General features: G+C 72.4%; 24 protein-coding genes. 16 read left to right on the top strand and 8 right to left on the bottom strand.

Annotated elements, in window-relative coordinates; genetic code table 11:
- Positions 1-22 precede the first annotated feature (22 nt).
- The 3 genes from JOL79_RS19745 to JOL79_RS19735 form a co-directional block, all read right to left on the bottom strand.
- The gene (locus JOL79_RS19745; protein WP_210157318.1) at positions 23-250 is read right to left on the bottom strand and encodes a hypothetical protein; all 228 of its coding nucleotides are present in this window, start codon (positions 248-250) and stop codon (positions 23-25) included.
- A 95-nt stretch (positions 251-345) separates the two neighbouring features.
- Positions 346-1,005, bottom strand: a complete 660-nt coding sequence (locus JOL79_RS19740) for a response regulator (protein WP_307848627.1) — start codon at positions 1,003-1,005, stop codon at positions 346-348.
- Entirely contained in the window at positions 984-2,318 is a 1,335-nt protein-coding gene (locus tag JOL79_RS19735; RefSeq protein ID WP_307848626.1) for a sensor histidine kinase, read from the bottom strand. Before JOL79_RS19735 ends, JOL79_RS19740 begins: the two co-directional genes overlap by 22 nt.
- Positions 2,319-2,452: 134 nt before the next feature.
- Here JOL79_RS19735 and JOL79_RS19730 point away from each other — a divergent pair, with 134 nt between their 5' ends.
- Positions 2,453-3,106, top strand: a complete 654-nt coding sequence (locus JOL79_RS19730) for a class I SAM-dependent methyltransferase (RefSeq protein WP_210157316.1) — start codon at positions 2,453-2,455, stop codon at positions 3,104-3,106.
- A gap of 88 nt (positions 3,107-3,194) precedes the next feature.
- On the top strand, positions 3,195-3,332 hold the full coding sequence (locus JOL79_RS19725) for a hypothetical protein (protein WP_210157315.1): 138 nt from the start codon (positions 3,195-3,197) through the stop codon (positions 3,330-3,332).
- Positions 3,333-3,513: 181 nt separating this feature from the next.
- Here JOL79_RS19725 and JOL79_RS19720 read toward each other — a convergent pair whose 3' ends face one another.
- Both JOL79_RS19720 and cofD read right to left on the bottom strand, forming a co-directional pair.
- On the bottom strand, positions 3,514-4,797 hold the full coding sequence (locus JOL79_RS19720; RefSeq protein ID WP_210157314.1) for a coenzyme F420-0:L-glutamate ligase: 1,284 nt from the start codon (positions 4,795-4,797) through the stop codon (positions 3,514-3,516).
- A gap of 84 nt (positions 4,798-4,881) precedes the next feature.
- Positions 4,882-5,829: a 2-phospho-L-lactate transferase gene (cofD, locus tag JOL79_RS19715; RefSeq protein ID WP_210157313.1), complete on the bottom strand. Its 948-nt coding sequence runs from the start codon at positions 5,827-5,829 to the stop codon at positions 4,882-4,884.
- A gap of 169 nt (positions 5,830-5,998) precedes the next feature.
- On the opposite strand from cofD, the gene JOL79_RS19710 reads away from it, so the two are divergent.
- The 4 genes from JOL79_RS19710 to JOL79_RS19695 all read left to right on the top strand — a co-directional run bounded on the left by JOL79_RS19710 (position 5,999) and on the right by JOL79_RS19695 (position 13,421).
- The gene (locus tag JOL79_RS19710) at positions 5,999-8,314 is read left to right on the top strand and encodes a hypothetical protein (RefSeq protein WP_210157312.1); all 2,316 of its coding nucleotides are present in this window, start codon (positions 5,999-6,001) and stop codon (positions 8,312-8,314) included.
- Between the two features lie 193 nt (positions 8,315-8,507).
- Positions 8,508-8,762 carry a WhiB family transcriptional regulator gene (locus tag JOL79_RS19705; RefSeq protein WP_036327965.1) on the top strand — a complete coding sequence of 85 codons (255 nt, stop codon included), beginning with the start codon at positions 8,508-8,510 and terminating at the stop codon, positions 8,760-8,762.
- A gap of 238 nt (positions 8,763-9,000) precedes the next feature.
- A complete protein-coding gene (locus JOL79_RS19700; RefSeq protein ID WP_210157311.1) occupies positions 9,001-11,859 on the top strand; it encodes a glycosyltransferase family 2 protein in 2,859 nt (952 codons plus the stop codon).
- Positions 11,856-13,421 carry a DUF5719 family protein gene (locus JOL79_RS19695; RefSeq protein WP_210157310.1) on the top strand — a complete coding sequence of 522 codons (1,566 nt, stop codon included), beginning with the start codon at positions 11,856-11,858 and terminating at the stop codon, positions 13,419-13,421. The genes JOL79_RS19700 and JOL79_RS19695 overlap by 4 nt, the downstream gene beginning before the upstream one ends.
- Here JOL79_RS19695 and JOL79_RS19690 read toward each other — a convergent pair.
- Positions 13,403-13,798: a metallopeptidase family protein gene (locus tag JOL79_RS19690; protein WP_210157384.1), complete on the bottom strand. Its 396-nt coding sequence runs from the start codon at positions 13,796-13,798 to the stop codon at positions 13,403-13,405. The genes JOL79_RS19695 and JOL79_RS19690 overlap by 19 nt on opposite strands.
- Positions 13,799-14,052: 254 nt before the next feature.
- Between JOL79_RS19690 and JOL79_RS19685 the strand changes: the two genes are divergently transcribed.
- From JOL79_RS19685 to JOL79_RS19655, 7 genes are all read left to right on the top strand, one after another.
- Complete coding sequence (locus JOL79_RS19685) at positions 14,053-14,418, top strand: DUF3499 domain-containing protein (protein WP_210157309.1); 366 nt, start codon at positions 14,053-14,055, stop codon at positions 14,416-14,418.
- Positions 14,419-14,508: 90 nt separating this feature from the next.
- Complete coding sequence (locus JOL79_RS19680) at positions 14,509-15,870, top strand: phosphomannomutase/phosphoglucomutase (RefSeq protein ID WP_210157308.1); 1,362 nt, start codon at positions 14,509-14,511, stop codon at positions 15,868-15,870.
- Positions 15,871-15,874: 4 nt separating this feature from the next.
- On the top strand, positions 15,875-16,048 hold the full coding sequence (locus tag JOL79_RS19675) for a Trm112 family protein (protein ID WP_210157307.1): 174 nt from the start codon (positions 15,875-15,877) through the stop codon (positions 16,046-16,048).
- Positions 16,045-17,187 carry an SIS domain-containing protein gene (locus tag JOL79_RS19670; RefSeq protein ID WP_210157306.1) on the top strand — a complete coding sequence of 381 codons (1,143 nt, stop codon included), beginning with the start codon at positions 16,045-16,047 and terminating at the stop codon, positions 17,185-17,187. The genes JOL79_RS19675 and JOL79_RS19670 overlap by 4 nt, the downstream gene beginning before the upstream one ends.
- A gap of 75 nt (positions 17,188-17,262) precedes the next feature.
- Positions 17,263-18,204 carry a cation diffusion facilitator family transporter gene (locus tag JOL79_RS19665; protein WP_210157305.1) on the top strand — a complete coding sequence of 314 codons (942 nt, stop codon included), beginning with the start codon at positions 17,263-17,265 and terminating at the stop codon, positions 18,202-18,204.
- Positions 18,205-18,381: 177 nt separating this feature from the next.
- On the top strand, positions 18,382-18,978 hold the full coding sequence (locus tag JOL79_RS19660; RefSeq protein WP_210157304.1) for a DUF6230 family protein: 597 nt from the start codon (positions 18,382-18,384) through the stop codon (positions 18,976-18,978).
- A gap of 67 nt (positions 18,979-19,045) precedes the next feature.
- The gene (locus JOL79_RS19655; RefSeq protein WP_210157303.1) at positions 19,046-20,524 is read left to right on the top strand and encodes a DUF6114 domain-containing protein; all 1,479 of its coding nucleotides are present in this window, start codon (positions 19,046-19,048) and stop codon (positions 20,522-20,524) included.
- A gap of 28 nt (positions 20,525-20,552) precedes the next feature.
- Here JOL79_RS19655 and JOL79_RS19650 read toward each other — a convergent pair whose 3' ends face one another.
- The gene (locus tag JOL79_RS19650; protein WP_210157302.1) at positions 20,553-20,933 is read right to left on the bottom strand and encodes a MerR family DNA-binding transcriptional regulator; all 381 of its coding nucleotides are present in this window, start codon (positions 20,931-20,933) and stop codon (positions 20,553-20,555) included.
- Positions 20,934-21,088: 155 nt separating this feature from the next.
- On the opposite strand from JOL79_RS19650, the gene ahcY reads away from it, so the two are divergent.
- Both ahcY and JOL79_RS19640 read left to right on the top strand, forming a co-directional pair.
- Positions 21,089-22,516, top strand: a complete 1,428-nt coding sequence (gene ahcY, locus JOL79_RS19645) for an adenosylhomocysteinase (protein WP_210157301.1) — start codon at positions 21,089-21,091, stop codon at positions 22,514-22,516.
- Positions 22,517-22,587: 71 nt separating this feature from the next.
- A complete protein-coding gene (locus JOL79_RS19640; protein WP_210157300.1) occupies positions 22,588-23,832 on the top strand; it encodes an adenosylhomocysteinase in 1,245 nt (414 codons plus the stop codon).
- Positions 23,833-24,028: 196 nt separating this feature from the next.
- Here the strand turns inward: JOL79_RS19640 and JOL79_RS19635 are convergent, their stop codons facing one another.
- Positions 24,029-24,961, bottom strand: a complete 933-nt coding sequence (locus JOL79_RS19635) for an RDD family protein (protein WP_210157299.1) — start codon at positions 24,959-24,961, stop codon at positions 24,029-24,031.
- Between the two features lie 39 nt (positions 24,962-25,000).
- Between JOL79_RS19635 and JOL79_RS19630 the strand changes: the two genes are divergently transcribed.
- Positions 25,001-26,005, top strand: a complete 1,005-nt coding sequence (locus JOL79_RS19630; RefSeq protein WP_210157298.1) for a stage II sporulation protein M — start codon at positions 25,001-25,003, stop codon at positions 26,003-26,005.
- Position 26,006: the final 1 nt, after the last annotated feature.

The following is a 26,006-nucleotide window of genomic DNA, read 5'->3' as shown; positions in this document are numbered from 1 at the left end:
TGGCCTTCGCTGGTACGGATGCCTATTTGTCCTCGCCGGTCTCCGTGCCCTCGGGGTGATCGAGCGTAAGGTCGTACGTCGTGGGGAAGAGCTGACGGAATGCGGTGTCGACGCCTTTGGTATCGGAATACAACACGATCTTCTTCTGGCGCGTCACGTCCCTGACCTGATCGACCGTGTATTCGTGTACGTCGTCCGCGGGCTGGTGCACGATCTCGGGCGGCTGCCCGCGCTCCGGTCCCTCCGACACGGTGCCCTCCACGTTCCGCATATGTCCCTACGCCGTCGATTGAATGGTCCCCGAGTACGCGGCCGCCGTCCAGACCGAAACAAGCCGAATGGCGCTCAGCCCCGGAGGAAGGCCACGACGGCGAGGACGCGCCGGTGATCGTCCTCGTGGGGAGGGAGATCCAGCTTCGCCAGGATGTTGCCGATGTGCTTGCCGACGGCGGCCTCCGAGATCACGAGGGCGCGGGCGATGGCGGTGTTCGACCGTCCCTCGGCCATGAGGGACAGGACCTCCCGTTCCCTGGGGCTGAGTCGCCGTAGGGGGTCCCGCCGGCGGCGCAGTAGCTGCCGTACCACCTCGGGATCCACGACCGTCCGCCCGGCGGCCACGCTCGTGAGCGCGTCGACGAACTCCTCCACATCGCCGATCCGGTCCTTCAGCAGGTAGCCCACGCCGGTGCCGTCCCCCGAGTCGATCAGCTCGGTGGCATAAGTCTGCTCGACGTACTGGCTGAGGACGAGGACGGGCAGGTGCGGGTCGGCGGCCCGCAGCGCCACGGCGGCGCGCAGTCCCTCGTCGGAGAAGCCGGGCGGCATCCTGACGTCGGTGACGACGATGTCAGGGGAGTGCTCGGCCACGGCGGCGACCAGAGCGGCGGCGTCGCCGACGGAGGCGACCACCCGGTGGCCGAACCGCGCGAGCAGCCCGGACAGCCCTTCGCGGAGCAGCACGCCGTCCTCGGCGATGACGACGGTCAGTGATCGATCGGCGTGCACGGGATCTCCACGCGAAGCAGGGTCGGTCCGCCCGCCGGGCTCGACAGCATCAGTCTGCCGTCCACCGCGGAGACGCGGTCGGCGAGCCCCGCGAGTCCGCTGCCGGCCGACGGGTCGGCGCCGCCCACGCCGTCGTCCGTGATCTCGATGGTCAGCCGGTGACCGCCAAGCTCGTAAAACTCGCCGGGCTCATGAAGCTCGGGCCCATGAAACTCACCGAGGCCGGCGCGGATCCGAGCGTTTCCGGCCCCGCTGTGCCTGGCCACGTTGGCGAGCCCCTCGCTGACCACGAAGTAGGCGACGGACTCGACCGCCTCCGGCAACCGGTGCGGGATGTCGACCTCGACCTCGACGGGAACGGGTGACCGGTCGGCGACGTCCGCCATCGCGGCCGGCAGGCCGCGGTCGACGAGGATGCGCGGATGGATGCCGCGGATGAGGTCGCGGATCTCCGCCAGGACGAGTTTGGCCTCATCGTGCGCCTTCGTCACGAGCTCGGCCATCTCCTCCCCTCGTGAGACCTTCGCGAGGCCGAGCGTCATGGCGAGCGCGATCAGCCGCTGCTGCGCGCCGTCGTGCAGGTCGCGCTCGATACGCCGCCGTTCGATCTCGAACGCCTCGACCAGACGGGTGCGGGAACGGGTCAGTTCGGCCAGCCGCTCTCCCGGCTCGCCCCCGCGCGGGGTGAGCAGCAGTCTCGCCAGGCCCGCGTGGGCGACGGCGAGCGCGGTCAGCGGATACGCCGCCAGGAGCAGGCCGACGACGCCGAGCCCGGCGGCGAGGAACGCCTCCGGGTAGGTCTCCAGCGGCCAGAACTTGAGCAGGACCAGCGGACCCGCCTCCGTCATGCTGAACGGCGCGCAGATCATGACGAGCGGCACGATGAGGCCGTACGTGACGGCCACCAGCTCGACCGGCCAGAGCACGGCGGCCATCAGCACGGTGTAGGCGAGGGCCCGCCAGGTGGCCTGTTCGCCGAGGCGGGCTCTGATCCACGCCCGGAGCCCCGGCGGCGGCACGCGGTGGGGGCTCGCGGCCGGCTCCGGGTCGATCAGGCGCAGGCGGCGGCGTTCCACCGCGGCGAAGGGCAGGCCGATCAGCGCCATCGCGGCCAGCACGGGGATGCCGACCAGGACGAGGGTCAGCACGGCGCCGCCGACGAGCATGACGAGCAGCAGCGCGAGCGCGACCGCGCCGACCGCGGCGCCGCTCAGCAGGTAGGCAAGCGCACGCCAGGGCAGCGAGGTGGCGAGCAGATCCCTCCTGAGGACGGCCCGCCGGACGAGGCGGGGGCGCACCCGACGACAGCGCACCCGACGACAGTACGGCGTCGGCATCGGCGTCCGGAGGGGGCCCTGCCCTACGCAAGGGGTAGGGCCAGCCCCACCCCACGGACTACGCCCCGGCTTCCTGCGTCCGGCCCCGCCACCGCGATCTGATCGACGTCATGAACGGGACACTTCAGATCGGGCCGGGACACCAGGCCGGGCAGCCGGCCGCGCTGCGGGCGTTCACCGGTGCGGCGCTGCGCCGCCCGGGGGTCGTGGGGGCCGTGGCGCCCAGCTCGTCCGCCCTGGCGAGGGCCCTTTCGGCGATCGTGCCGACGACGGGTCCCGCGGTCGTGGTGGAGCTGGGCCCGGGCACCGGCCCCGTCAGTGACGCGATCCGCGGCAGGCTCGCTCCGGGCTCCCGTCAGCTCGCGGTCGAGATCGACCCGGCGATGGTGACCTATCTGCGCCGGGCGAAGCCCTGGCTTGAGGTCGTACACGGCGACGCGGCCGAGCTGGGCGCCCTGCTCGCGCCGCTGGGGGTGGAAAGGGCAGACGCGGTGGTGAGCACGCTGCCGTGGTCGCTGTTCCCGGCCGATCCGCAGCGGCGGATCCTCCGTGAGGTCGGCCGGGTGCTCGCCCCCGCGGGCGCGTTCACCACGGTGGCCTACCTCTCCGCCGTGGCGATGCCGTCGTCGTGGGCGTTCCGGCGGCGGCTGCGCGCCGCGTTCGACGAGGTGCTCACGACGGGACCGGTCTGGCGCAACATGCCGCCCGGGCTGGTCCACGTCTGCCGCAGACCGGTCGCCCGCGAGAGGAGCGACGGTGAGTGAGTGGGCGGCCGAACTGCTCGGCCGGCTGCCCGCTCCGCTCCTGCTCCTGGTGGCGGGCCTGCTCATCGTGGCCTAGGCCGGCACCCTGGTGGGCGTCGTCCTGCCCGGCACCACGGTGCTCGTGACCCTGGGCTACGCCGTCCACCTCGGGGTGCTGCCGCTGGGCGCGACGCTGACCGTCGCCGCCGTGGCCGCCGTCGCGGGCACGCACCTCTCCTATCTGTGAGGACGCCGCCGCAGGGGCGCCGCCTCGATCCATCGCCTGACCGACCGGTTCGCACCCGTCGGCTGGCGGCACGCCCGTCTCACCGATCACCTGGCGGTGGCGGGACCGGTGGTCGTGGCGTTCGTCCTGATCGTCTGGTACGTCCGGCACGTCCGGCGGCGCCTGGACGGCCGGACGGAGGTCAGCGGGTGACCAGGAAGTCGGCGGGGTCGCGGGGCGGACGGCTCCGGGGCGCCCCGGCGGCGTGGCCGATGGCCACGGCGCCCATCGGGTCCCAGCTCTCGGGCAGCTCAAGAACCTTGCGCACGACGTCGCGGCAGAACATGGTGGACGACACCCAGGCCGAGCCGAGCCCTTCGACGGCCAATTGGACCAGGAAGTTCTGCACCCCCGCCCCGGTGGCGACCACGAACATCTCACGCTCGGAGGCGTTCCTGCGCGCGTCGCGGTAGGTGTGCGAGCCGTCCATGACCAGGCAGGGAACGGCCAAATAGGGCGCGTTGCGCAGCACGTCGCCCCGCCGGATCCTGCGGGCGATCGACTCCTCGGAGAACCCGTCGGACCGCAGGTCGGCGATCCAGGCGTCCCGCATCGCGTCGACCAGGGCCAACCGGGATTCCGGCGACTCCAGAAGCACGAACCGCCAGGGAGTGGTGTGGTGAGGCGCGGGCGCGGCGATCGCGGCGGCCACCGCGCGGCGCACCGCCGCCGGGTCGACCGGGTCGCCGGAGAACTCCCGGATCGTACGCCGGGCGAAGACGACGTCGGCCGAGCCGTACCGGAACATGTCCTCGTCGGCGGGGCGGACGAGCGACCGGGCGCCGGGGCCGTCCTCGTCCGTGACCAGGCCGGACAGCCCCCGGACCAGCGCCACCGGCACCCCGGACAGCTTGCCCTTGACCAGTTCGCCGGCCGCGGCGATCTCGTCGGCGAGCGCGGTCACGGTCGCGTTGAGCGGGTTCCCGTATCCGTCGGACCGGCCGCGGAAGTCGTCCAGCGGGCGTACGCCGGCCGCGCCGAGTGCCACGTCGGTCAGGCCGTGCCGCCAGGGCCGCCCGAACGTGTCGGAGACCACGACGCCGACCCGGACCCCCAGCCGTTCGCCGATGCCGCGCCGGATGCGGCGGGCGGAGGCGTCGGGGTCCTCGGGCAGCAGCAGGACCGTCCCGGGCGCGGTGTTGGAGGCGTCCACCCCCGCCGCGGCCATGACGAAGCCGTGCCGGGTCTGCGCGATCACCGTCTCGCCGCGCCGCGCGACCACGCGCGCCGTCTCCTCTTCGATCGCCTTCGTACGGCTGTCGCCCTGCCGGACCCGGCCTTCGGCCTTGCTCACGATCTTGCTGGTGACGACCAGGATGTCGCCGTCAGCGAGCTCGGGAACGGCCTCGGCCACGAGCCCGGCGATGTCGTCTCCCGGCCGGACCTCGGGGAGCCCGGGGACGCCGGTGATGGTGATGTGCTGCACGGACCTTCCTAACGCCTTCCCAACGCCTGGCCACGGTTGAGGCTCCGGGCCCCCTCGTCGCCCCTCATAACCCGACACCACATGTCACCCGTCGATCTCCGGCAGGGCCCCGGCCAGGCGCAGCGCGGCCGCGGCGATCTCCCGGGTCGCCTCGGGCGAGTCCATGAGCAGCGGCCGTGCCTCCACGACGACGCCGTCCAGGGCGACGTCCTTGTCCTCCTCCGCCACCAGCCAGCCGTCGATCAGGCGGGAGCCGTACAGCTCCAGGACGGCCTGGGCGCTCGTCTCGACGCCGATCGCGGTCAGGCAGGCGTCCGCCATGCCGCGGACCGGGGCGCCGCCGATGATGGGGGAGACGCCGACGACGGTCTTCCGCTCGACGGCCTCCCGGATGCCGGGGATCTGCAGGATCGTCCCGATGCTGACGACGGGGTTGGACGGCGGGAGGATCACCACGTCGGCGTCCCGGATCGCGTCGAGGACGCCGGGCGCGGGCGTGGCCTCGTCGGCGCCCACCAGGGCGATCTGCTCGGCCGGGACCGAGGCGCGCAGCCGCACCCACCACTCCTGGAAGTGGATCGCCCTCCTGCCGTCGCCGTCCGAGATGACGACGTGGGTCTCGGTGCGGTCGTCCGACATGGGGAGCAGCCGCACGCCGGGCCGCCAGCGGTCGCACAGCGCCTCGGTGACCTGGGAGAGCGGATAACCGGCGGAGAGCAGCTGGCTGCGGAGGATGTGGGTGGCGAAGTCGCGGTCGCCGAGCCCGAACCACTGCGGTTCCATGCCGTACGCGGCGAGCTCCTCCTTGACCGTGAACGCTTCACCGGCCCGGCCCCAGCCCTGTTCCTCGTTGATGCCGCCGCCCAGCGTGTACATCACGGTGTCGAGGTCGGGGCAGACCCGCAGGCCGAAGAGCGTGATGTCGTCTCCGGTGTTCCCGATGACGGTTATCTCGGCGTCGGGGGCCGCGGCCTTGAGGCCTCGGAGAAAGCGGGCGGCGCCGATTCCCCCGGCGAGTGACACGATGCGCATGGCGCCAGTCTTCCACCGGACGCTACGCGCGCCGCGAACACCACCCCGCCCACGGTGGTGACCGGTACGGATTAGGCTTGGGGCCTCTTATGAGGTTTTTGGGTCTGCCGACACCTAAGTCGGGCATGTGCGAAACTTCCCAAGTGTCGTTTGGTCAGTGGGGGTAGTCGTGCTCAAGGTCGATACCGTTCGCCTACGGGAGCCGGCCGCCTGGCTCATGGTCGCGGTTGTGGCGACGGGCACGCTCGTCGCCGTCGCGCGACTGCTCACCGGAACGGCCGGGCCGCTGGGCGGTGAGCTCACCTTCGGCGTCCGCTCCGCCGCGGCCCTGCCGACGCTCGCGTCGCCGGTCTTCACGGCTCTCGCCGCCGGCGCGGTGGTGCTCACCGGAAAGGTGGGCGACCCGACCCCACGGGCCCGCCAGGTGGCGCTCGGCGCGGCCGCGTTCCTCGGCCTCGGCACGGTCTTCGGCGTGATCAGCCTGCTGGGCGTGCTGGTCGGAGATCTGCCGGCCTTCCGCGACCGGTTCGAGTCCCTGATTACCGGCATCCCCATGGTGGGTCTGGCCGCCCTCGGCGCGATCTTCGCACTGAACTCGGCGCGGGCACTTGAGGCGTCGCGGACGCAGGGGGAGATCCTGTTCGGCGGCGGGTGGAACGACCCGTCCCCGTCCCCCTCCTCGTCGTACGCCCCCGCGCTTCCGTCCGGATACGCCGGCGCTCCCAACGGTCAGGGGTACGGCCAGGCCCCGGCCACGGACGCGTACGCAGAGAACCGGCCGCAGCCCTTCGGCGGTCAGCCGGCCGCGCAGCCTTACGGCGACGCAGCGGGCCAGGGCCCGGCCCCCTACGGCGACCCGCAGGGCGTCGCCGGGCAGAACGGGCCCACCACAGGCCAGAACGCGCCGACCGGCCAGAACGGGCAGAGCACTCCCACGGGCCAGCACGTGCCGCCCTCCCAGCAGCACGCGCAGCCTCCCCAGCCCGCCGGTCAGCCGGCCGCACAGCCCGCCGGTCAGAACGGGGTCCAGGGTCTGCCCGCCGCCCCCGCCGCCGAGCAGCAGTTCGGGGCGGAGCAGTACGCCCAGAACCAGCCCCCCCAGAGCCGGCCCGCGCACCGGCAGCAGCAGAACCACGGCCAGGACCAGCACGGCCAGGACCAGCATGGGCAGAGCCAGCACGGGCAGAGCCAGTACGCCCAGCAGCAGTACGGCAAGGACCAGTACGGCCAGGATCAGCACGGTCAAGAGCAGTACAGCCAAGAGCAGTACAGCCAGGAGCAGTACGCGCAGCAGCAATACGGTCAGGGCCAGTACAACCAGGACCAGTACAGCCAGGACCAGTACAGCCAGGACCGGCCGCGCGAGCAGTACGGCGCGGCCGAGGGCGACCCGTACTCCTCCCAGCCCACCTACGGCACCGCGGACGCGGGCTCGCCGGCCGGCCACGCGCTTCCCCCGGCCGTGCCGCAGGCGCAGCCCGCTCCGTTCCAGGGCGCGTCCCCGGCGTCCCCGCAGCAGTGGCCGGCCGAGCCCGCGGCCCAGGCCCACCAGCAGCCGCAGGTCCAGCAGCAGGGCCAGAACCAGCCTCAGGGTCAGCCGTCGCTGCAGAACTTCCAGACCGGCGCGCACTACCAGGAGGCGTACCCGCCCTCCGGATATCCCGCGGAGCGTCCCGCCCAGGGATACCCCGCCGACCAGCACGGCGTCGCGGCCCCCGCGCCGTATGCGGGTGAGCAGGGCCAGCCGGCGAGCGCGTACGGGCAGCCGCCGCAGGGCCCGGTGTTCGACCAGTACGGCTACACCGGCCGGCCGCCGGAGGCCGCCCCCTACGCGCACGCGTCGTACAACAGTCAGAACGACCACACCTTCCCCCCGGCCCCGCTGCCCGCCTCCCTGCCCCCTGGGGAGGCCGCGCAGTACGACCAGGGCCAGCCGTACGGTCAGCAGAGCCAGCAGAGCCAGCCGGGCCAGCCCGCCCAGCAGCCTCAGCAGGGCACGCCGTACACCGGCTACTCCGGCGCCTCCGGCGCCCAGTTCGCCCGCCACGCGGCCGAGCCGGCGGGCTCCGGATACGACAGCGGGTTCGACACCTCGCCCGTCTATGAGGGCGCGGCGGACCCGCGGGAGCAGCAGCTCGCCCAGGCCTACCAGCAGGCCCAGAGCTACCAGCAGGTCGGCAGGCCCGAGCAGCAGACCAGCCCGCAGGACTACCCGGAGCGCTACGACAACCCGCTCGGTCACCCGCAGCAGACGCCCGGGCCGTACCAGCCGCAGGCCGAGGCCGCGGACAGCACCCTGCGGTTCGATCCCGTGGCGTTCGCGCAGGATCCGCTGGGCGACGCCGGCAGACGAGAAGAGGCGATCGACCCGACCGCGATCTACGCCCCCGACAGGTCGCAGGCAAAGTATGAGGAAGGTTCCGGCACGGATCAGGCAGCCCCCAGAACTGAGCCCAATCTGCCTTGGTATGGTTCCGAACGCTGATAGGACCGAAGATCGGGGCGTACGAACCGGGGCGAGCAGGTCTTTCCCCGGGTATCGCTATGCCGCTTGACGCCACACGCGCCACGCGCGTGTAATTACAGGCATGTTGTTACGCCTTCTCAATCTTGGGTAACAGGGGAGGCGTTCTATGGGGGGCTCCATTGTGGGCGGACGAGCGACAGGGAGGTGTGCAATGACCGATCTGGTCATGGCACAGGCGCTCGGTGAAGATCTGGGTTGGCAGGAGCGTGCGCTCTGCGCGCAGACCGACCCCGAGGCGTTCTTTCCGGAGAAGGGCGGCTCCACCAGGGAGGCCAAAAAGGTGTGCCGCTCGTGCGAGGTGCGGGCGGAATGCCTTGAATACGCCCTTGAGCATGACGAGCGGTTCGGCATCTGGGGTGGGCTGTCGGAGCGGGAACGACGCAGGATCAAGCGTCAGGCCGTCTGACCGTTCCGGCCGGCTCAGAAGTCTGCGCCGGCCGGACGGATGAGGTGAGGGTGGGGTCACGCGGGCGCCGCGTGGCCCCACCGCCTCGTCGGGGTATGGGCCTGTCCGGCACCGGCTCATAAGGCGTGCTCTGGCCGGGCATGGGGAGAATGCCGGTTTCGCACGCGTGTGATCAGGTGGGCCCGGGGTGCCGTATCGTGGTCGGCGCTCAGCCGTACGACCCCCACAAGGACTCGACGTGCACTCGGTCACCGCGATCGTCGTCGCTCACGACGGCGCCCGCTGGCTCCAGGAGACGCTGACGGCGGTTCTCCGCCAGACCCGTCCGCTCGACCGTGTCGTCGGCGTCGACAACGGCAGCCGCGACGGCAGCGGGCGGCTCCTCGCGCAGGCGTTCGGCGAGCACAACGTGCTGAGCCTGTCGCGGTCGGCCGGTTTCGGCGAGGCCGTCCACGAGGTGTTACGCCGGCTGCCCGCCGCGCAGGAGCAGCAGGCGCAGGAGTGGGTCTGGCTGCTCCACGACGACTGCGCGCCCGACGCGGGCGCCCTGCAGGCGCTGCTGTGGGCGGCCGACCAGGACCCCAAGGCCGCGATCCTCGGCCCCAAGCTGTGCGACTGGCTCGACCGGCGGGTGCTGCTGGAGATCGGGGTGACGGTCAGCCGCTCGGGGCGGCGCGACACCGGCCTGGAGCCCAGGGAGTACGACCAGGGGCAGCACGACGAGATCCACGACGTGCTGTCGGTCTCGACGGCGGGCATGCTCATCCGGCGGGACGTCTGGGACGAACTCTCCGGGCTCGACCCCGACCTGCCGCTGTTCCGTGACGACCTCGACCTGTGCTGGCGGGCCCGGGTGGCCGGGCACCGCGTCCTCAACGTCACCGACGCGGTCGCCTGGCACGCCGAGGCCTCGAGCCGGCGCCGGCGTCGCATCTCCACCCGGGACGAGCACCCGCGCCGGCTCGACCGGCGCAACGCCCTGTTCGTGATCATGGCCAACCTGCCGTTCTGGGCGCTGGTCCGCTCGGTCGTCCGCAACGTCTCGGGGTCGCTGGTCAGGACCCTCCTCTTCCTGCTCGCCAAGCAGCCCGCGAACGCCCTCGACGAGGTGGCGGCGCTGGGCTCCGTCCTGGGGCATCCGGGCCGCCTGCGCCGGGCCCGTAAGGCGCGCAGGAACGGCAGGAAACAGGGTTACCCCGCGGTGGCGCGGCTGCTGACCCCGCCGGGCGCGGCGCTGCGGCGCCTGACCGACATGGTGCAGGGCTTCCTCGCGGGCGGCGCGCCCGTCGACTCGGCCGGCCGGCACCACGCCGTCGCGGCCGACTCCTCGGACGACGACGACGGCGACGAGTTGCTCACCGACTCACGGGTCTTCCAGCGGGTCTTGGGCAGCCCGGGAGTCCTGCTGACCTTCGCTCTGGTCGCGGTCGCGCTGCTGGCCGAGCGCCGGCTGCTCACCGGCGACCTGCTGGGCGGCGGCCTCCTCGTGCCGGTCACCGGGAGCGCGTCCGACCTGTGGCGGTTCTACCTGGAGGGTCACCACGCCGCCGGGCTGGGCTCCGACACCTGGGCTCCTCCGTACGTCGCCGTGCTCGCGGGGCTGTCGGCCCTGTTCCTCGGCAAGACGTGGCTGGCGGTCGGCGTGCTGCTGCTCGGCTGCGTGCCGCTGGCCGGCCTGTCGGCGTACGCGGCGACCAAGCGGATCATCCCGTACACGCCCGCCCGGATCTGGCTGGCCGCGACGTACGCGCTGCTGCCCGTCGCGACGGGCGCGGTCGCGGGCGGCCGGATCGGTACGGCGCTGCTCCTCGTGCTGCTCCCGGTCTACGCGGGGCTCGCCACCCGGGTGGTCGCCGGGTCGCGCCGCGCCGCGTGGGGGCTCGGCCTGCTGCTCGCCGTGGGCGCCGCCTTCGTGCCGCTCGTCTACGTCCTGGTCGCGGTGCTCGGGGCGCTCGCCGCCGTGTCGTTCGCCGGTGTCCGCAAGGGGGCCGGGCTGTCGCTGGCGATCGGGCTCGGCACCCCGCTCCTCCTGCTCCTGCCCTGGCTGGCCGAGGTGGTGCGGGAGCCGGGCCGGATGCTGATGGAGGCCGGCCTGCGCGACGTCACGCTGGCCGACCCGCGGCTCGGCCCGGAGTCGCTGCTGCTGCTCAGCCCCGGAGGGCCGGGCGTGCCGCCGGTGTGGACGGTGGCCGGGCTGATCGCCGTGGCCCTGACCGCGTTGCTGCTGCGCCGCCGGCGGATGCACGTGGTGGTCGGGTGGGGCGTGATGCTCTTCGGCGTCCTCGTCGCGATCGTGGTCTCGCGGCTCACGGCCGGGAGCATGCCCGCGTGGCCCGGTGTCCCGCTGGCGTTCGCCGCCACCGGCCTGCTGCTCGCCGCGGCCCATCCCGCCCACCGGCTCGCCCGGCTGCGGGCGGCCGGCGGGGTGCGGCGCATTGGCGCGCTGCTGATCGTCGTGGCCGCCTTCGCCACCCCGCTGGCGTCCGCGGGTTTCTGGATCGTCTCGGGCGCGGACGGCCCGCTGGAGCGCGGCGCGCGCGACCCCATGCCGGTGCTGGCCACGCTCGGCACGCGGGAGGGGGAGGGCACGCTGCTGCTGCGGCCGCGGGACGGCGAGGTCGCCTACACCCTGCTGCGCGGGCGGGCCCCCCTCATCGGCGAGTCCGACCTGGTGCCCGCCGCCGACGCCCGGGGGCGGTTCGGGGCGGCGGTGGCCGGCCTGGCGTCCGGCCGCGGCGGCCCCTACACGCAGACCCTCGCCTCGATGGGCGTCCGTTTCGTCAGCGTGCCCGGCAAGATCGGGCCCGAGCTGCGGCGGGCGCTCGACTCCAACCCGGAGATGGCGCGGATGAGCCTGTCCGACTCGGGCGGGCTGTGGCGCGTGACGGTCCCCGTGACCGTGCCGCCGCCGTCCACCGGAGCCGACTCGACGCACCGGATCTGGCTCTGGGCCCAGGGGGCGCTGCTCGTCCTGGTGCTCGTCCTGGCCTCGCCCGGGGCTCGTACCGCCGAGCCGGAGGAAGACTACGGCGAGTCTTCTCCCGACGGGACGCCACGTGGCCGCCGCCGAGCCAGGGAAGATCGGGTGCCGGCATGAGAGGACTGATCGAGAACCGCTTCGGCCTGCTCGCGCTTGTGCTGGTCGCGGTCGCGGCGTTGTACGGCGTGGCATACGTCTCCCGGCCGGCGCCGGTGGCCCACGCCGAGCTCAAACCGGTCCGGGCGGCCGTCGAGTCGGTGACGACCGTGTGCCCCGCCCCGAGCGGCGCCAAGGTGAGCGTGGTGACCCCGCCCGGAGCGACGGGTCCCGGCACCGCCGCGCTGACCCCGCTCACGCCGGACGCCGACAAGAACGACAGCAAGAACGCCGGCAAGGGCGGAGACAAGAGCGACGGCAAGGGCGACGGCAAGGGCGGAGACAAGAGCGACGGCAAGCAGGGCGAGGCGGGCTCCGCGTCGCCCGCGCCCCTCGACACGGTCAGCGGCCCGGGGCTGCTGTGGCAGCGCAGGCTCCCCGTCGGCGGCGGCCCGCTCACGGTCGCCGCCACCGGGTCGATGGCCCCCGGACTGGAGACCGCGCAGACCACCCGGGAGGAGTCGGGCGCCCAGCGGGGCCTCGCCGGGGTCCGCTGCGTCGAGCCGGGCGCCGACGCCTGGTTCGTCGGCCCGGGTCCGGCGGCGGCCGAAGTGGCCCTCTACGTGGCCAACGCCGACCGGGCTCCCGCCGACGTCTCGATCATGATCTATTCGGGCGAGGGCCCCGTGCTCAGCGAGCGGGGCAACAGCCTGATCCTCAAGCCGGGCGAGAGCCGGGTGGTGAACCTCCGCGAGATGGCGCCCTCACCTTTGGTGATGGCGCTGGAGGTGAGCACCGGCACCGGCCGGGTCGCCGCCGCGGTCAGGGCGGCCTTCGGCAAGGGCAGGGGCGTCGACTGGCTTCCCATCTCCACGCCGCCCGCCACCCGCGTCGTCGTGCCCGGCATCCCCGGCACGGCGGGCCTGCGGGAGCTGTACGTCGCCGCGCCCGGCGAACAGGACACGGTCGTCCAGGTGAAGGCCGTGCTCAAGGACGGCTCCTACGCCCTGAAGAACAAGGAGTCGGTCGAGGTGCCCGCGGGGTCGACGGCGTCGCTCGACCTGTCCACCGGGATCGGGGGCCAGCCCGCGGCCCTCGTGCTCACCGCCGACGTGCCGATCGTCGCGGGCCTGAAGGTCACCGGCACCGGCACCAGCCAGGACGTGGCGTTCACGGCGGGCGCGCCGTCCATCGATCTCGGCAGCGTCGTGGCCGACGGCCGCATCACCAAGAAGCAGGTCTCCCGCCTCGTGCTCTCCGCGCCGTTCGAGCCGGCGACCGTGCAGGTGCGGCTCCTGCCCATGCGGGGGACGGCTCCGCAGCCGGTCGAGGTGCGGCTGCCCGCCGGCCGTACGAGAGAGCTCAAGCTCACGCCGCCGCCGGGAGGCGAGGCGGGCTTCGGCGTCGTCGTGCAGCCCGAGCCGGGCTCCGGCCCGGTGTACGGGGGACGTGCGCTGGACGAGTCCGCGTCCGACGGCCAGATGATCACCATGCAGCCGCTGGAGATGGCGCGGACCTGGGCGCTCGTGCCGCCCACGACCGACGCCCCGAGCGCCGTCCTGCCTCAGTGGCGGTCGTCGTAGCCGGGGTCGATCGTCTCGGGCGTGAGGCCGAGGAGGCTCGCCACCTGCTCGACGACCACGTCGAAGATCAGGGTGCCGAGCTGGTCGCGGTCGCGGGCCCGGGCCTCCAGGGGACGCCGATAGAGCACCACCGCCGCCGGGTCGCCGCCTGAGGCCGAGTCGGCCCGGCCGAGGGGGATGGGCTCCGAGGCGAGGCGGGCAGGGCCGTCCGTCAGCTCGCTGGCCGGGGGGACCTCCTCGACGGCGAACTCCACGGATGCCAGCTGGCCGCCCCATTGGGGCTTGAGCCGGTCGACCGCGTCCAGCACGAGATCGTCGAAGCGCTCTGACCGCGATCTCGCGATCGGCACATGTGAGGGCGCGAGTGGACCGCGCATCCCCCGGCCGTGCCGGTCACGGCGGCGCGCCCGCCGGCGGGGGTCAGGCCGGTCGCCCCCCTGGGTCCGATCGCTCACGCAGCCAGCTTAGAGCGCACGCCCCAGAACCGGTGGATCCGTGTCCCCACCCCCGGGATCTGTCCGCTTTGTCGGCAATCTGATGGGGACTTGTGAGATTGCTGGATTGTGGCGACACGCTCGATAAGAGCGGCGGGGTGGTGGCAATGTGAACGCGGACCGGATACGGTCCCTCCGTGAGCCCCGTCCGCAGCTGTTCCCGTACCGCCTGCAGGCAGCCTGCCGTCTTCACACTCACGTATGTCTACGCCGACTCCACCGCGGTTCTCGGCCCCCTCGCGACGTACGTGGAACCGCACTGTTACGACCTGTGCGCGGAGCACGCGGAACGGCTCACGGCACCGAGGGGCTGGGAGGTCGTCAGACTCCCGTCCGAGCCGGGCTCACCGAGCGGCGACGACCTGGAGGCGCTCGCCAACGCCGTGCGCGAGGCCGCCCGGCCCGCGCCCGCCGCCGGAGAGCCGGTGGGGCAGGCCGTCGAGGTGGGACGGCGCGGCCATCTGCGGGTGCTCAAGTCCGCCCAGCCCAACCGGGAGCGATGACATCCCCACCGCCACGTTGGGACGTCCGCCGCACGGGCAATGACGCGCTATAGGCTCAAGTGCGAAGACTTACGACTTTTAGGGGCTGCAGTGGCCGACCTCACCAGGATCTTCAAGGCGTACGACGTGCGGGGCGTCGTGCCGGACGAGCTCAGCGAGGAGATCGCCCAGGCAGTGGGGGCGGCCTTCGTCGAGGTGACGGGCGCCACGTCTGTGGTGATGGCGCACGACATGCGGGCCTCCTCCGGGCCGCTGTCCGCGGCCTTCGCCCGCGGCGCGACGTCCCGCGGCGCGAACGTCGTCAACGCCGGCCTCGGCTCGACCGACATGCTCTACTACGCCAGCGGCAGCCTCGACCTGCCCGGCGTCATGTTCACCGCCAGCCACAACCCGGCCAAGTACAACGGCATGAAGATGTGCCGCGCCGGAGCCGTGCCCGTGGGCACCGACACCGGCCTGCTGGAGATCCGCGACCGGGCGGCCGAACTGCTTGAGACCGGCCTGGACGCCGGGGCCGCCGCCGAGAAGGGCACGCTCACCGAGCGCAACCTGCTGGAGGGCTACGCCGCCCACCTCAAGACCCTGGTCGACCTGTCCGGCATGCGGCCGCTCAAGGTCGTGGTCGACGCCGGGAACGGCATGGGCGGTTACACCGTCCCCGAGGTCTTCGCGGGCCTGCCGATCGACCTGACCCCGCTCTACTTCGAGCTGGACGGCGACTTCCCCAACCACGAGGCCAACCCCATCGAGCCGGAGAACCTCCGCGACCTGCAGAAGGCCGTCGTCGAGCGCGGCGCGGACATCGGCATCGCGTTCGACGGCGACGCCGACCGGTGCTGGGTGATCGACGAGCGAGGCGAGTCGGTCTCGCCGTCCACCGTGACCGCGCTGGTCGCGGTCCGCGAGCTGGCCAAGAACCCGGGCGCCTCGATCATCCACAACCTCATCACGAGCAAGGGCGTGCCGGAGATCGTGCGCGAGCACGGCGGCGTGCCGGTGCGCACCCGCGTCGGCCACTCGTTCATCAAGGCCGAGATGGCCAAAACCGGCGCCGTGTTCGGCGGAGAACACTCCGCCCACTACTACTTCCGCGACTTCTGGTTCGCCGACTCCGGAATGCTGGCCGCCCTCCACGTGCTCGCGGCGCTCGGCGAGCAGGACCGCCCGCTGTCGGAGGTCCTGTCCGCCTACTCCCGCTACGCGTCGTCGGGCGAGATCAACAGCAGGGTGGACGACCAGGCGGCCGCCCTGGCCCGGGTGCGTGCGGCGTTCTCCGGCCGTGAGGGTGTTACCTTCGACGAGCTGGACGGACTTACCGTCGACGGCCCGGACTGGTGGTTCAACCTCCGCCCGTCCAACACCGAGCCGCTGCTGCGGCTCAACACCGAGGGGGCCGACGAGAAGACGATGGCCGCCGTCCGCGACGAAGTTCTCACCGTCGTTAGGAGCTGACGAGTTGAAGATCGACGACTGGCTGCTGGACATCCTGGCCTGCCCGGCGTGCAAGTCCCCCCTCAGCGTCCGGACGGAGTCCGACGAGCTGGCCTGCACCTCCGAGTCGTGCGGCCTGATCTACCCGGTGCGTGACGACATCCCCGTGCTGCTCGTCGACGAGGCCCGCAAGGCATGACGGACGCCCACGGGGCGACTTTCGAGCACGATCGTCTCGACGACCAGGCGTACCTCATGGAGGCCGACCCCTCCGGCATGCTGCGCACGGTCGCGTCGTCCGGCGCCCAGGTCCGTACGGCCTACCGGGCCGCGGTGGAGGCGGGCCTCGCCGCGACGGGGCGCGACGCGCGTCCGCGCGCGATCGTGGTGACGGGCATGGGCGCCTCCGGGCTGGCCGGGCCGGTGCTCGACGCGGTCTGCGGGAACGGCGCGCCGCTGCCGGTGGTGACCGTGCGCGGATACCGGCTGCCCGGCTGGGTGGGCGCCGCCGACCTGGTCGTCGCGGTCTCGCGCTCGGGCGGGACGGAGGAGACGCTCGCCGTCGCCGCGGAGGCCGTACGGCGCGGGTGCGGGATCCTCGGCGTTGGCGTGCCGGATTCCCCGCTCGCGGCGCTGGTCACGCAGGGCGGCGGCCGGTACGTGCCGCTGTCCGGCGTCGCCGGGCAGCCCAGGGCGACGATGTGGGGTCTCGTGGTGCCGCCGGTCGTCGCGGCCGCAGGGATGGGCCTGGTCCGGGCGGACGAGGGACTCTTCGAGTCGGTCGCGGCCCGCCTGGAGGACATCGCCCACCGGTGCCGGCCGTCGAGCGAGTCGTTCATCAACCCCGGCAAGACCCTCGCGGCCGAACTGGCCGGCAGCATCCCGATGATCTGGGGCACCTCGCCGCTCGCGGGCGTGGCCGCCTACCGGATGAGCTGCCAGATCAACGAGAGCGCCCGCCGTCCGGCCGTCTGGGGCGAGCTCCCGGAGGCCGGCCACAACCAGATCGCGGCGCTCGACGGCCCGCTGGCCGGGCGGGACATCTTCGCCGACCCCTTCGCCGACGGCGGCGAAGCCCCGCGGCTGCGGCTGGTCGTGATGCGGGACGCCGACGAGCACCCGCGCGTGACCCGGCGCCGCGTGGAGTCCGTACGGCTGGCCGAGGACCGCGGCGTTCCCGTCTCGGAGATCGCCGCCGACGAGGGCCATCCGCTGGAACGGCTCGCCTCGCTCGTCGGCCTGGCCGACTACGCCGCCCTCTACCTGGCGCTGGGCTACGGCCTCGATCCCGCCTCCGCTCCGGTGGTCGGTGAGCTCTCGGCCCGTGTTTCCCAATAGGATCGCCCCGGGCCGGTTATTGCCTCGGCCGGATCACGGGGCCTGGTTATACGGCCGGATTATGAGGAGTCAGACGTGAGTGCGGGTGGCGGTACCAAGGCGATCATCGCGGCGCTCGGCGCTAACCTGGCGATCGCGGTGGCGAAGTTCGTGGCGTTCCTGTTCACCGGGTCGTCCTCGATGCTGGCCGAGTCGGTGCACTCGGTCGCCGACTCGGGCAACCAGGCGCTGCTGATCGTCGGCGGCAAGCGGGCCGAGCGGCGGAGCACCCGCAAGCACCCCTTTGGGTACGGCCGGGAACGCTACTTCTACGCGTTCGTCGTGGCCGTGGTGCTCTTCACCATCGGCGCGCTGTTCTCCCTGTATGAGGGATGGCACAAGATCGCCGATCCGCACCCCGTCGAGTCGCCGGTCTGGGCGTTCGGCGTGCTCGTCTTCGCGATCGTCGCGGAGGGCTTCTCCTTCCGTACGGCGATCAGGGAGTCGCGGGCGCTCAAGGGCGACCACTCGTGGGTGTCGTTCATCCGGCGGGCCAAGGCTCCCGAGCTGCCCGTCGTGCTGCTGGAGGACTTCGGCGCGCTGCTCGGCCTCATCTTCGCGCTGTTCGGCGTGTCGATGTCGGTCGTCACGGGCGACGGGATCTGGGACGGCATCGGCACCATGATGATCGGCGCGCTGCTCGCGGTGATCGCCGTCATCCTCGCCACCGAGACGAAGTCGCTGCTGATCGGCGAGAGTGCCGCTCCTGAGATCGAGGAGCAGATCTGCGCCGCCCTGGAGAGCGCCCCCGAGGTCAGCCGGGTCATCCATCTGCGCACGCTGCACCTCGGCCCCGAGGAGCTCCTGGTCGCCGCGAAGATCGCCGTACAGCACGACGACACGGCGGGCGAGGTGGCGCGCGGCATCGACGAGGCGGAGCGCCGCGTCCGGGAGGCCGTGCCGATCGCCCGGGTCATCTACCTGGAGCCCGACCTCTACCGGGCCGACGCGTCGGCGGAGAGCCGCACCGGAGCCTGAGACCGGAGCCTGACCGGCGTCCCGCCGTGAGGGGCGCGTGGCGGCCCCCGGCGACTCCGCTGGCACGGTCCGCTGCGCACCGTGATTGAAACGTGATGCGTTGTCACTTCGACCGGTCGGTACTCACGGGTAACTTTACCTTCTCATTACGAGTCAGGTCTGGTGTGGAGGTGGCCCATGGTCGCGCAGGGACGTGTCCGGTGGAAGCGCTTCGCGTTCTTCTTCGTCCCGGCGCTCGCCGTCGCCTCGGTGCTGGTCGGCGCGACCGCCGAAGGGGCGATCGGAGCGTCGTTCGTGGTGTCCGGAGACACCTTCAAGGTCTCGGCCGACAAGCTGCGGGGCGAGGGCTTCGCCCAGTACGGCAGCCTGGTCGAGAACAAGAAGGGGCAGAAGATCCCCGTGGCGGTCTCCGGGATCCGGCACGCCACGTTGACGAACATGTGCCAGACGGTCCTGGTGAAGTCGCCCGTCGGCGACGTCACGATCAGGATCACCGCGGGCACCGGCGACGTCCCGGTGACCGCGGACAACATGATCGTCGATGCCGCCCAGATCGAGGGCGACGCGGTCTTCAAGGGCATCGAGGCCGGCCGGGACGCCAGCGCGCTCGACGAGGTCCCGGGCGCGCAGGGGGCGGCCGGGATGTTCGGTCAGCAGGCCGGCTCGGTCTCGATCGACGGCTTCCGGCAGGTGTCCTGGTCGGTCAACGCCGCCACGTTCAAGCTCCCCGGGCTGAAGCTCGGCGTCGAGCCCGGACGGCACGAGTGCTTCTGATGTCCCGCTCCGGCGCGCCCGACGTTCGCGGCAACGAGGGGAGCGGTCACGAGGGGAGCGGGCGACCGTGAGCGGCACGACCTCCTGGCGGCGCACCCGGCCGTTCTGGGGCGGGCTGCTGACCCTCCTGGCCGGTCTGGAGCTCCTCAGCATCCCGTTCGCCGTCAAGGCGCTGCCGCTGGTCATCCAGTCGGGCGCCGTCGGGGCGACCTACCTCGTCGCGCTACTCCTGATCATCGTGGGGCTGCTGATCTGGCTGCAGCCGGGCCAGCGGGTGTTCTTCGGCGTGGTCGCGGTGCTCCTGTCGATCGCGTCGTTCGTCTACGCCAACCTCGGGGGATTCCTGGCCGGGATGCTGCTCGGCCTGGTCGGCGGCGCGCTGGCCGCGGCCTGGGCGCCCTTGGGCGAGGACGGCGGAGGCGGGGACGGGGACGCCGCCGCGCCCGGTGGGTTCGCGCCGGGCGGCATGACCTTCACCGACCGCCGGGTCGTCAGCGGCGAGGAGCGTCTCGACGCCGCCGCGAGAGAGGCGGCGAGACAGGCCGCCAGACAGGCGGAGCCGGCCATGCCGCCCGGGGGCACGCCCCGGGTCATCATCGGCCGCGTCCGCGGCGGCGGGACCGCCCCGCCGGAGAAGGGCGGGACAGAGCCCGGCGACGGGCTCCGGGAGGAGCCGGACCGGCCGGGGGAGAAGGCAGAACGGCCAGGAGGGCGGTCCGGCGAGCAGCCGGAGGACACGGCTGAGTGGTCCGGCGAGCACGCGGGCGAAGGGACAGGCGATGGGACGGGGAGAGGGCGGCACGAGGGGCCGGGGACGGGCGGGCGCGCTCTCGCGATCGCCGTCATGCCCGTGCTCCTGCTGCCCATGCTCTCGCTGCCCGGGACGGCCGCCCGCGGCGACGCCGCGGCGCGCCCGGCGGCCGCACCGGACCCCGTGCCGGCCACCGGTGAGCCGCTCCTGCCCGGCGTCCTGCCGACCCCGCTCCCGGACGTCCCCGGCGTGCTGAACGGCCTGGGCGGCCTGGTTGGCGCGACCCCCGTGCCGACGTCGCCGGGCGGTCACGGCGGGTCGTCCCCGACGCCGGGGCAGGACGACGCGCCGTCCTCCGCGACGGGCGGAGGCGCCCTGCCGATGGTCGCGACCGAGCCCGCCGCCGTCCGCGCCCCGTCCCTGACGATGACCGGGATGAAGTTCCGCGGGGTGGTGCGGATGCCCACGGCGACCGGCAGCGTGAAGATGCTGTGGTTCACCATGGACAAGGCCGTTCTCGCGGAGCCGCGGCAGACGATGGGCGCCACGACTCTCACCGGCCGGACGTTCACCTTCGAGGGTGACGTGGTCATCTACACGACCCGGATGACGGGCTCGCTGCTCGGACTGCCCCAGGACTTCACCGCCGACAACCCCAACGTGCTGGTCAGGGCCCTCAAACTGGTTCCGTCGCTGAGCGTCCCCCTGACCATGACCGACATCGTGAGCGAGCAGCCGTACGTCAGGGCCGACTCGCTGCGGGCCGACGGCCTCCACCTCGTCGTCGGCTCCTGAAGCTCACCGGGGAGCCCGGCCCTGAGGTTCAGCCCTGAGGTTCAGCTCTGAAGCCTGGTCGTGGGACCGGCGTTCCGGGCCGTTCCCGCAGGAGCCGCAGCGCCTTCTCCTTCTCGAAGTCCAGGGCCCTGCGAGGCACGGGGATACGGCCGATCCGCACGCCGAGCTCTCGTACGGCCTGTCCCACGGCGGGCTCCGACAGCGCCCGCAGCGCGAAGGCCAGCTCGGCGGGGGAGACGTCGAAACGGCGCTCCAGCTCCATCGCCTGGCGGACCGCGGCCAGCTCCTCCGGGCCGAAGCGCCGGTGCGCGCCCCGGTCGCGGACCGGCGGCAGCAGGCCGAGGGCCTCCCGGTAGCGCAACATGCGGGGGGACAGGCCAAGATGCCTGGCCGCCTCGGTGATCCGCATCGGCGTCCACCCGCCTCTTCTCGTTCGATCCGTCCAGCGGCATCCGTCGCCGACAGAATGTCACATTCTTGTGTGAAGTTCGCGCCCCTGCGCATGCGTCGGGTCGTCCGAGCCGCCTAAAATCGCAGCCGACGGACAACGGAGGGAACACTTTCATGGACTTCAAGGTCGCCGACCTTAACCTCGCGGACTTCGGCCGCAGGGAGATCCGCCTCGCGGAGCACGAGATGCCGGGCCTTATGGCGACCCGCGCGGAGTTCGCCGCCTCGCAGCCGCTCCGGGGCGCGAAGATCATGGGATCGCTCCACATGACCATCCAGACGGCTGTGCTGATCGAGACGCTGGTGGCCCTGGGCGCCGACGTCCGGTGGGTGAGCTGCAACATCTTCTCCACCCAGGACCACGCCGCCGCGGCCGTGGTCGTCGGTCCCGACGGGACGCCGGACGACCCCAAGGGTGTGCCGGTCTACGCCTGGAAGGGCGAGACGCTGGAGGAGTACTGGTGGTGCACCGAGCAGGCCCTCCGCTGGCCCGACGGCTCCGGCCCGAACATGATCCTCGACGACGGCGGTGACGCGACCCTGCTCGTCCACAAGGGCGTGGAGTTCGAGCGGGCCGGCGCGGTACCGACGGCGAGCGAGGACGACCCGGAGGAGTGGGCGATCATCCTCGACACGCTCCGCCGGACGGTCGGCGAGGAGAAGCGCTGGACCGGCGTCGCCGAGGCCATCAAGGGCGTCACGGAGGAGACCACCACCGGTGTCCACCGCCTGTACGACATGCACAAGAACGGCCAGCTGCTCTTCCCGGCCATCAACGTCAACGACTCGGTCACCAAGTCGAAGTTCGACAACAAGTACGGCTGCCGCCACTCGGTCATCGACGGCCTCAACCGGGCGACCGACGTGCTGATCGGCGGCAAGGTCGCCGTCGTGTGCGGCTACGGCGACGTGGGCAAGGGCTGCGCGGAGGCGCTGCGCGGTCAGGGCGCCCGCGTGATCGTGACCGAGATCGACCCGATCTGCGCGCTCCAGGCGGCGATGGACGGCTACCAGGTCACCACCCTGGACGAGGTCGTCGGCATCGCGGACATCTTCGTCACGTGCACCGGCAACTACGGCATCATCACCGCCGACCACATGGCGCGGATGAAGCACCAGGCGATCGTGTCCAACATCGGCCACTTCGACAACGAGATCGACATGGCCGGCCTCGCCCGCATCCCGGGCATCCGCAAGGAGGAGGTCAAGCCGCAGGTCCACACCTGGGCCTTCCCCGACGGCCACTCGATCATCGTGCTCGCCGAGGGCCGGCTGATGAATCTCGGCTGCGCCACCGGTCACCCGTCGTTCGTGATGTCGAACTCGTTCACCAACCAGGTGATCGCCCAGATCGAGCTGTTCACGAAGACCGACGACTACCCGATCGGCGTGTACGTCCTGCCCAAGCACCTGGACGAGAAGGTGGCCCGCCTCCACCTCGACGCCCTCGGGGTGAAGCTCACCACGCTCAGCAAGAAGCAGGCCGAGTACATCGGCGTGGACGTCGAGGGCCCGTACAAGCCGGACCACTACCGGTACTGACGGCCCCTCACGGTCCCGCGGGGCGGCGGCGCCCCGCGGGACCACCCGCACGGAAAGTCAGGGGGCCAGGCGTGGTCGTCTCCGAGTTGGCGGAGGCCGGGGAGCGGCGGATCGAGTGGGCGGCCCGGTCGATGCCGGTCCTCCAGGCGATCGCGGCCCGGTTCGGTCAGGACCGGCCGCTCGACGGGCTGCGGATCGCCGCCAGTCTCCATGTGACGGCCGAGACCGCCGTGCTCATGGGTGCCCTGCGGGCGGGCGGCGCCGAGATCGCGCTGGCCGCGTCGAATCCGCTGTCGACGCAGGACGACGTGGCCGCCGCGCTCGGCGGATACGGCATCGCGGTCCACGCGCGCGCCGGGGTCGACCGCGCGACCTACTACCGGCACATCCACGAGGCGCTCGACATCTCGCCGAACATCGTGCTCGACGACGGTTGCGATCTCGTCAACATCCTGCACACCGAGCGTCTCGAACTGCTGGAAGGCGTGGCGGGCGGCTGTGAGGAGACCACGACCGGAATCATCCGGCTGCGGCAGATGGCCGCCGAGGGCGCGCTGCGGTTCCCCGTGGTCGCCGTCAACGACACCCGGACGAAGCGGATGTTCGACAACCGGTACGGCACCGGCCAGTCGACCCTGGACGGCATCATGCGGGCCACGAACATCCTGCTCGCGGGGCGTACGGTCGTCGTCGCGGGCTTCGGTTACTGCGGGCGCGGGGTGGCGGAGCGGGCCCGGGGCCTGGGGGCACGGGTGATCGTCACCGAGATCGACCCGGTGAAGGCGCTCGACGCGTCGCTGCAGGGCTATGACGTACGGCCGATGGAGCTGGCCGCCCTCGCGGGCGACGTGTTCGTGACGGTGACCGGCAACCGCGACGTCATCCGGGGCGAGCACCTCGCCGTCATGAAGGACGGCGCCATCCTGGCCAACGCCGGCCACTTCGACGTCGAGATCGACGTGCGGGCCCTGGAGGAGATGGCGCGCGACGTGCGGTTCGGCATCCGGCCCAACACCGACGAGTACGTCCTGGCCGACGGCCGGAGGCTGCTCCTGCTCGCCGAGGGCCGCCTGGTCAACCTGACGGCGGCCGAGGGCCATCCGGCCGCGGTGATGGACATGTCCTTCTCGGCGCAGGCACTCGCGGTGGCCCGGCTGGCGGCGGAGGCGGCGCGGCTGTCACCCGGCGTGTACGACGTGCCGGCCGACATCGACGTGGAAGTGGCCCGGCTCAAGCTGGCCGCGGCCGGAATCGCGATCGACTCGCTCACCGACGAGCAGGAGGACTACCTGCACTCCTGGCGGCTCGGCTCCTGAACCGGAAGCCGGCGAGGAACCGGCAAGTACGCCGACGAGAACGCGGGCAAGTGCGCCGGCGACTACGCCGACGAGTACGGGCACGCCCGGAGCCACCTCTCCCGTTGCGCGCCGGGCGTGCCCGACTCAACCCCACTGCAGGTATGCCCCAATCACCTGCAATTGCTGCAGCTTCCCCGCATTTCGCGGCCTACACCTATTCGGGCGGGAGAAATCCGCCCGGAGTCGTCGTGGCGGGCGGCGGCACCGGCCCCGGCGGCGCTGCCGGCCCCGGAGTCCCGTACGGGATCTGCCGAGAGCCGGGCGAGGTCCCATACGGCGCGGTGCCGTACGGCCGGGCGTCGTACGGCATGCCGGCATATGGCGTTTCGTACGGCGAGGCGACCCGGGCCCGCGCGAGCCGCAGCTCCTCGCGGCGGCGACGCTCGGCGAGTACGGCGGCGAGGAAGGCGTGCGGCGGCACGCCGGGCGGCGGCGGGGGGGTCACCACGGCGCTCATCTGGGCCGCGATGCGCATGCCCAGCTCGTCGCGCGCCCGCGGGTTCAGCTGCCCAAAGCGCGACAGATACTGCCGGGCCGTGTTGGCGAGCTCGTCGGGAAGCTGCGAAAGCTCCAGTGTGGCCGCCCACTGGGCGAGCGGCGCGGGCATGGGCGGGAGCGGGTCCTGGCGCGGAGCCCGCTCGCCGATGACGATGGTGCCGGCGAAGATGTCGCCGAGACGCTTGCCGCGCTGGTTGGAGAGCGAGGCGATCAGGGCGGGGGCGCCCGCGAGCATCCAGAACTCCAGCACTCCGGCGAGCCCGCGGAACAGCGCCTGGCGGAAGCGCTCCGGCCCGCCGTCGTCGCTCACCACCCGCAGGCCGAGCGCCAGCTTCCCCAGCGTCCGCCCGCGGGTCAGGGTCTCGCACGCCACGGGATACCCCACCAGGACGAGCACCGTGACGAGGATGAGCACCCCGGTGGCGAGCGCCCCGTCGAGGACGGCCGTCGAGTAGCCGACGAGCAGCGACGCCACGGCGAGGACGGTCAGCTGCAGGACGCCGTCGATGATGACCGCGAGGGCGCGGGTCGGCAGCTGGGCCACCCGGACCTCGACGACGACGGCTTCGCCGGTCACGACTTCGGACACACTGCGCACCCTACTGCGCTCCGTCGGTATCGTCCGATCGTGGACATCGACGCGTTCGTCCTCGCGAACCAACCGGCGTGGGATCGGCTCGACAAGCTGGCCCGGCGGCGTAACCGGCTGACCGGCGCCGAGATCGACGAGCTGGTGGAGCTCTACCAGCGGGTGGCCACCCATCTGTCCATCGTGCGGTCGGGCCAGACGGGCGGCCAGGCGGACGCCGTCCTCGTCGGCCGCCTGTCGTCGCTGGTGGCCCGCGCGCGCTCGGCGGTCACAGGGGCGCACACGCCCGCCTGGCACGAGGTGGTCCGGTTCTTCACAGTGTCGTTTCCCGTCGTCGCCTACCGGGCCCGGAGGTGGTGGATCGGGGCTGCCGTCGCGTCCCTCGCGGTCGCGTACGTCATAGGGGCCTGGATCGCCGCCAATCCGGACGTCCAGGCCACGATCGGCACGCCCGCGGAGATCAGGCAGCTCGTCGAGCACGACTTCGCCGACTACTACTCGGAGAGCCCGGCGGCGTCGTTCGCGGGACACGTGTGGCTCAACAACGCCTGGGTGTCCATGCAATTGATCATGTGGTCGATCCTGCTCGGCGTGATGATCCCCTGGGTCCTGTGGCAGAACGCCGCCAACCTCGGCGTCGTCGCCGGTCTCATGCACGCGAACGGGAAGGCCGGCGTCTTCTGGGGACTGATCCTTCCCCACGGCCTGCTGGAGCTGTCGGCGGTGTTCCTCGCGGCGGCCGTCGGCATGCGGCTGGGCTGGACCGTGATCGACCCCGGCCCCCGGCGGCGCGGTGAGGCGCTGGCCGAGCAGGGCCGGGCCGTGATGAGCGTCGCGCTCGGGCTGGTGGCCGTGCTGCTGGTCTCCGGGCTCATCGAGGCCGGGGTCACCCCGTCCGGACTGCCGACTCCGGTGCGCGTCGGGATCGGCGTCCTGGCCGAGGCGCTCTTCCTCACGTACGTGATCGTCTTCGGGCGCCGGGCGGAGCGCGGCGGTGAGACCGGTGACATCGAACGGCCCCCGGACGTGGCGCCCAGCGCGTGAG

This window comes from Microbispora oryzae, assembly GCF_017896165.1.
GTDB lineage: Bacteria > Actinomycetota > Actinomycetes > Streptosporangiales > Streptosporangiaceae > Microbispora > Microbispora oryzae.
This window is presented reverse-complemented; position numbering and strand designations above follow the sequence as displayed.